The organism is Xinfangfangia pollutisoli (genome assembly GCF_020179405.1).
GTDB classification, from domain to species: domain Bacteria; phylum Pseudomonadota; class Alphaproteobacteria; order Rhodobacterales; family Rhodobacteraceae; genus Pseudogemmobacter; species Pseudogemmobacter pollutisoli.
On sequence record NZ_JAICBZ010000135.1, the window covers coordinates 1 to 5,929 of the forward strand.

The window sequence follows — 5,929 nt, forward strand, 5'->3', positions numbered from 1 at the left end:
TCGGCAAGCTGTTCGTCCTGCAGGCGACCGAGGCGCAGGCCGCCTGGGTCTGGCCGGTGGTGCTGGGCGGCTCGTTCCTGATGATCCTGGGGCTGGCCCGCGCCGGATCGCTGCTGTTCTGGAAGGCGCAGGGCGCGCCCGCCAGCCCCGCCTTCGCCGCGCGCGAACTGGCCGTGCCCGGCCTGTTCCTGGCCGCGCTGGCCGCGCTGACCCTGGCCGGCGGCCCGGTCTCGGCCTGGCTGGCCGAGACGGCCGCGGGCCTGGCCCAGCCTTCGGCCTATATCGACGCCAACCGCCTGGGCCAGGAAGGATAAGCCGATGACCCGCCTGATCCCGCATCCGGGCCTGTCCGCCTTCCTTGTGCTGTTCTGGCTGATCCTGGCCAATGCCTGGACGCTGGGCAGCCTGGTCATGGCGCTGATCATCGGCCTGGTGATCCCGCTGATCACCTCGGCCTGGTGGCCCGAGCGGCCGCGCATCCGCCGCCCCTTCGCCCTGGTCGCCTATCTGGGCATCGTGATCTGGGATGTGATCGTCTCGTCCTTCCAGGTCGCGAAGATCGTGCTGTTCATGCCGAAAGACCGCATCCGCTCGGCCTTCGTGGTGGTTCCGGTGGACCTGACCTCGCCCGAGGCGATCAGCCTGCTGGCCGGCACGATCACCATGACCCCGGGCACGCTGACCGCCGACTTTTCCGAAGACCGCCGCTGCCTGCTGATCCATTCGCTGCACGCCCCCGATCCCGACGAGGTGCGCGACAGCATCAAATCCCGCTATGAAGCCCGGCTGAAAAGGATATTCGAATGATCCTCTCCACCGCCCTTGCCTTTGCCATGGGCTGTTTCGCCCTGGCGCTGGTCCTGAACCTGATCCGCATCGCCACCGCGCCCACCCTGGCCGACCGCATCCTGGCGCTGGACACGATGACGATCAACGTCATCGCGCTTTTGATGCTGTACGGCGCGCGCACCGGCGGCGTGTCGACCTTTGAACCCGCCGTGCTGTTCGCGATGACCGGCTTCGTCGCCACCGTCGCCTTCTGCAAATACATCCTCCGCGGGAGCATCATCGAATGACCGCGCTGCTGATTGAAATCGTGCTGTCGGTGATCGTGGTCGGCGGCGGGCTGTTCGGGCTGATCGGCAGCTGGGGCATGCTGCGGCTGCCCGAAACCATGCAGCGCCTGCATGCGCCGACCAAGGCCACCACGCTGGGCGTGGGGGCCGCGATCATCGCCTCGGATATCCAGAGCTGGACCTTCACCACCCGCTTCGCCTGGGAAGACTTCCTGATCGCGCTGTTCCTGTTCGTCACCGCGCCCCTCTCGGCGCTGATGCTGGCCAAGGTGCATCTGGCGCGCAACCTGCCCGCAGGCAGCGTGCCGCCGCCCCTGTCCGGGGTCTGGGCCACCGAGGCCGCCGACCGCCCGCAACAGGGCGCGCCGGAAGATCCGCTGCAACGGCCCGACTGAAGGCCAGACGGAACGCCCGAGGGAAGGCCCCGCGCTCCGCATGGCGGGCCGCATTCCTGGCGCTTGCACTTGCGCGCCGCCGGCCCTATATCCACCCCCGAGAGGTTGGCGCGGGCGAGCGCCTCGCCAACCCGGTCAGGTCCGGAAGGAAGCAGCCGTAACGAGCCCCGCTTGGGTCGTTGTCCAGCCTCTCACCCTTCTTCCCCCCTTCCGCCGCCGCCCCGTGCGACGCGCCGAAAACCGGCCGCCGCCCCGCTGCCTTTGCCCTGCCTGCGGCAACAGCGCTGCATATTCCGCACGTTTTCCGGGCAGTTTCGGGTTCACCTCGCCCATTCCTTGATCTAAGCGGTCAGGAATTCAGCAGAAGGGAATCACGCTTTGGAAGGCCAGCAATGAACAGCATCGACGAGAAACTGCAGCCGATCCTTGCCCAGGTGATCCGCCGCAACGCCGGAGAGCCCGAGTTCCACCAGGCAGTTCATGAGGTGCTGGAAAGTCTGGGCCGCGTCGTCGCAAAGCATCCCGACTATCTGGAACAGGCGCTGATCGAGCGGATCTGCGAACCCGAACGCCAGATCATCTTCCGCATTCCCTGGGTCGATGACAAAGGCCAGGTCCAGATCAACCGCGGCTTCCGGGTGCAGTTCAACTCGGCGCTCGGGCCCTACAAGGGCGGCATGCGCTTTCACCCCTCGGTGAATGTCGGGATCATCAAGTTCCTGGGCTTCGAGCAGACCTTCAAGAACGCGCTGACCGGCATGCCGATCGGCGGCGGCAAGGGCGGGTCGGATTTCGACCCCAAGGGCCGGTCGGATGCCGAAATCATGCGCTTCTGCCAGTCGCTGATGACCGAGTTGCACCGCCATCTGGGCGAACAGACCGATGTGCCCGCGGGCGATATCGGCGTCGGCGGGCGCGAGATCGGCTATATGTTCGGCCAGTACAAGCGCCTGACCAACCGCTACGAGGCGGGGGTCTTCACCGGCAAGGCGCTGGCCTATGGCGGCTCGCGCGCGCGCACCGAGGCCACGGGCTACGGCAATACCTACTTCGTCCAGTCGATGCTGAAGACCCGCGGCGCCGATTTCGACGGCAAGAAGGTGGTCGTCTCGGGCTCGGGCAATGTCGCGATCTACTCGATCGAGAAGGTGCAGTCCTTCGGCGGCAAGGTCATCGCCTGCTCGGATTCCAGCGGCTATGTCGTCGACGAGGCCGGCATTGATCTTGCCCTGCTGAAAGAGATCAAGAACGTGCGCCGCGACCGGATTTCCGAATATGCGCGCATCAAGGGCCAGGGCGTCTATTTCGTCTCCGCCGACAAGGGATCGGTCTGGGATGTGCCCTGCGATGTCGCCATGCCCTCGGCCACGCAGAATGAACTGTCGGGCAAGGATGCGGCCAGGCTGGTGAAGAACGGCGTCGTCGCCGTGGGCGAAGGCGCGAACATGCCCTCGACCCCCGAGGCGATCAAGGTCTTCCAGGATGCCGGCATCCTGTTTGCCCCCGGCAAGGCCGCCAATGCCGGCGGCGTGGCCACGTCGGCGCTGGAGATGCAGCAAAATGCCAGCCGCGACAGCTGGACCTTCGAGCAGACCGAAGCCCGCCTGGCCTCGATCATGCGCGGCATCCACGACACCTGCTTCGAGACGGCCGAGGAATACGGCGCCCCGGGCAATTACGTGCTGGGCGCCAATATCGCAGGCTTCGTCCGCGTGGCCGAGGCGATGCGGATGATGGGCGTGATCTGACGCCTTCGGCCGTCCCGCCTGCCGGGGCGGCCAGATTGCACCAGGCGCGCCGCTGCCGGCTACATCAGCGGCCGCCGCTCTTCCTTGGGCTCGTCGATCATCGCCAGATCCTGCAGCGTGTCGATGTCCTGCACCTCCAGCACCCCCTTGGCCCAGCGCGCGACGCCCCGCCGCTTCAACTCGGCCAGGGTCTTGTTGGCATGCACCAGCGACAGGCCCAGCGCGTCGGCCAGATCCTGCTGGCGGAACGGCAGCGGCACCGAATCCCGCGTGCCCAGCTTGACCGCCCGCAGCCGCTTGAACAGCCGGAACAGCGCCCAGGCCACCCGCTGCAACCCGTCGCGCTGGCCCAGCGTCGCCACCGTCTCGCCCAGGAAGTGTTCCTCGACGGCGCTGATCCAGGTCAGATCAAAGGCCCGCGACGGCTGCGTGCGAAACAGCGTCCACACCTCTTCGCGCTTGAAGACGCACAGAACCATGTCGGTCGCCGCCTCGACCGAATGGCGCATCGCCCCCATGACCCCGGCCTGCAACCCCAGAAAATCGCCCGGCATGGCGAAATTGATCACCTGCCGGCTGCCATCCTCCAATGTCTTGTAACGTGTCGCCATCCCGCGCAGCACGGTGAACAGCTGCGGGCTTTTCGACCCTTCGATCAGGATCGTCGTGCCGCGTTCCACCGCCAGCTCTCCGGCCTTGAACTTCTGCATGAACTCGACCTCGCCGGGATCGAAAGGCACGAAAATCTCCATCCCGCGCAAGGGGCAGGCTTCACAGGGGGTCATTGTCATGGGGACCTCGAAAGATTTACGAAAACATGTCGTGGTTTAATGCGCATCTCGTGGAAAGGTTGCATGATCCCCGCTCATAACCGGGGGCAGAGATGCAAAGAATCCAGTCCTGTCTGCTCGCCGTCCAAGATCCCTTCCTGTCGGTCGACATCCGGCTTGGGGTCACCGCGCTGTTTCCCGAGATCCGCCTCGCGCCCGACAGCCTGCCGCGTGACCTGGGCTTCGGCACCGTGGCGCCCTATGACCTTGCGGTGATCGAGCCCGGGCCCGATCCGCGCTCGGCGATCGCGCTGGCCCAGACGCTGCTGCAGGGTGGCGCGCTGGTGGCGCTGGTCGGCGCCTTCGCGCGGGCCGCGGCCGAATCCGCCGCCGCCACGCCGCCCGTGCCGCCGCATTTCTTCTTCTCGGCCGATCTGCTGCATTGGCTGGCCCGCCGCGTCGGCCGGATCGAAGACCCGGCCCAACCCCCAAGCGGCCACAGCGCCCCGGCCGGTGCCGGCGACTGGGCCCCCGATCCCGCCAGCGACCGCGCCGACCCGGCCTGAGCCGCCCCTTTCCCCGCGCCTGCTGTCTGCGCCCCCCGCCAGCGCGGTGGACCTTCCCGCCCGGGCAGCCTAGTCTGGCCTCCCGAGTCACAGCGGCAGACCCATGAGCGATACGCCCCAACCCTCCTACCAGGTGCTTGCCCGGAAATACCGGCCCGAGACCTTTGCCGACATGATCGGCCAGGACGCCATGGTGCGCACGCTGAAGAACGCCTTCGCGGCGGGCCGCATCGCGCATGCTTTCGTGATGACCGGCATCCGCGGCACCGGCAAGACCACCACCGCCCGGATCATCGCCAAGGGGCTGAACTGCACCGGGCTTGATGGCACCGGCGGGCCGACGACCGAACCCTGCCTGACCTGCGAAAACTGCCGCGCCATCGCCGAAGGCCGCCATGTCGACGTGATCGAGATGGACGCCGCCTCGAATACCGGCGTCGACGACATCCGCCAGACCATCATCTCGTCGGTGCATTACGCCCCGGCCTCGGCGCGCTACAAGGTCTTCATCATCGACGAAGTCCACATGCTGTCGGTGAACGCCTTCAACGCGCTGCTGAAGACGCTGGAAGAACCCCCGGCGCATGTGAAATTCATTTTCGCCACGACGGAAATCCGCAAGGTTCCGGTCACCATCCTGTCGCGCTGCCAGCGCTTCGACCTGCGCCGGATCGAGCCCGAGGTGATGATGGCCCATCTGGCGCGGGTGGCTGCGGCCGAAGGCGCCGATCTGGCCGAAGACGCTCTGGCGCTGATCACGCGGGCCGCCGAAGGCTCGGCCCGCGACGCGATGAGCCTGATGGACCAGGCCATCGCCATGGGTGGCGGCACGGCCGATGGGGCGCAGGTCCGCGCCATGCTGGGCCTCGCAGATCGCGGCCGGGTGCTGGACCTGTTCCAGCAGATCATGCGCGGCGATGCGGCGGCGGCCCTGGCGGAACTTTCGGCGCAATATGCCGATGGCGCCGATCCTTTGGCGATCCTGCGCGATCTGGCCGAGATCAGCCATTGGATCTCGGTCATCAAGATCACCCCCGAGGCGGCCGAAGACCCGACCACCCCGCCCGACGAACGCAGCCGGGGCCTGGCGCTGGCCGAAGGCCTGCCGATGCGCGCCCTGTCGCGGATGTGGCAGATGCTGCTGAAGGCGATCGAAGAGGTGGGGCTGGCGCCCAATGCGATGATGGCGGCCGAAATGGCGGTGATCCGCCTGACCCATGTCGCCGAATTGCCCGACCCCGAAACCCTGGTGCGCCGGCTGACCGAAGGCCCGCCGCCCGCCGGGGGGCCCGGAACGGGCCCCGGCGCTGGCGCTGGCTCTGGCTCTGGCCCCGGCATGCCCGGCGGCGCGCCCGCGGGCGGCGCGGGCATGAT

At 67.4% G+C, this 5,929-nt stretch carries 7 protein-coding genes, 1 other RNA gene and 1 pseudogene; 8 read left to right on the forward strand and 1 reads right to left on the reverse strand.

All coding sequences use genetic code 11. From position 1 onward, the window contains the following. From K1Y73_RS21025 to gdhA, 6 genes and pseudogenes are all read left to right on the forward strand, one after another. A pseudogene (locus K1Y73_RS21025) lies at positions 1-314 on the forward strand (monovalent cation/H+ antiporter subunit D); the annotation flags it as partial. A gap of 4 nt (positions 315-318) precedes the next feature. Next, positions 319-807: a Na+/H+ antiporter subunit E gene (locus tag K1Y73_RS21030; RefSeq protein ID WP_225030324.1), complete on the forward strand. Its 489-nt coding sequence runs from the start codon at positions 319-321 to the stop codon at positions 805-807. Further along, on the forward strand, positions 807-1,076 hold the full coding sequence (locus K1Y73_RS21035; protein ID WP_225030331.1) for a K+/H+ antiporter subunit F: 270 nt from the start codon (positions 807-809) through the stop codon (positions 1,074-1,076). Before K1Y73_RS21030 ends, K1Y73_RS21035 begins: the two co-directional genes overlap by 1 nt. Then, positions 1,073-1,471 carry a monovalent cation/H(+) antiporter subunit G gene (mnhG, locus tag K1Y73_RS21040; protein WP_225030325.1) on the forward strand — a complete coding sequence of 133 codons (399 nt, stop codon included), beginning with the start codon at positions 1,073-1,075 and terminating at the stop codon, positions 1,469-1,471. Before K1Y73_RS21035 ends, mnhG begins: the two co-directional genes overlap by 4 nt. Before the next feature lie 99 nt (positions 1,472-1,570). Continuing rightward, an RNA gene (gene ffs, locus K1Y73_RS21045) (signal recognition particle sRNA small type) lies at positions 1,571-1,667 on the forward strand. Positions 1,668-1,863: 196 nt separating this feature from the next. Continuing rightward, entirely contained in the window at positions 1,864-3,219 is a 1,356-nt protein-coding gene (gdhA, locus tag K1Y73_RS21050; RefSeq protein WP_225030326.1) for an NADP-specific glutamate dehydrogenase, read from the forward strand. A gap of 59 nt (positions 3,220-3,278) precedes the next feature. On the opposite strand, the gene K1Y73_RS21055 is transcribed toward gdhA, so the two are convergent. Then, positions 3,279-4,010, reverse strand: a complete 732-nt coding sequence (locus tag K1Y73_RS21055; protein WP_225030327.1) for a Crp/Fnr family transcriptional regulator — start codon at positions 4,008-4,010, stop codon at positions 3,279-3,281. 92 nt (positions 4,011-4,102) lie between these two features. Here K1Y73_RS21055 and K1Y73_RS21060 point away from each other — a divergent pair, with 92 nt between their 5' ends. Together K1Y73_RS21060 and K1Y73_RS21065 are read left to right on the forward strand one after the other, a co-directional pair. Beyond that, complete coding sequence (locus tag K1Y73_RS21060; protein ID WP_225030329.1) at positions 4,103-4,555, forward strand: hypothetical protein; 453 nt, start codon at positions 4,103-4,105, stop codon at positions 4,553-4,555. A gap of 103 nt (positions 4,556-4,658) precedes the next feature. After that, on the forward strand, positions 4,659-5,929 hold a 1,271-nt coding region (locus tag K1Y73_RS21065; protein ID WP_225030330.1), incomplete at its 3' end, for a DNA polymerase III subunit gamma/tau.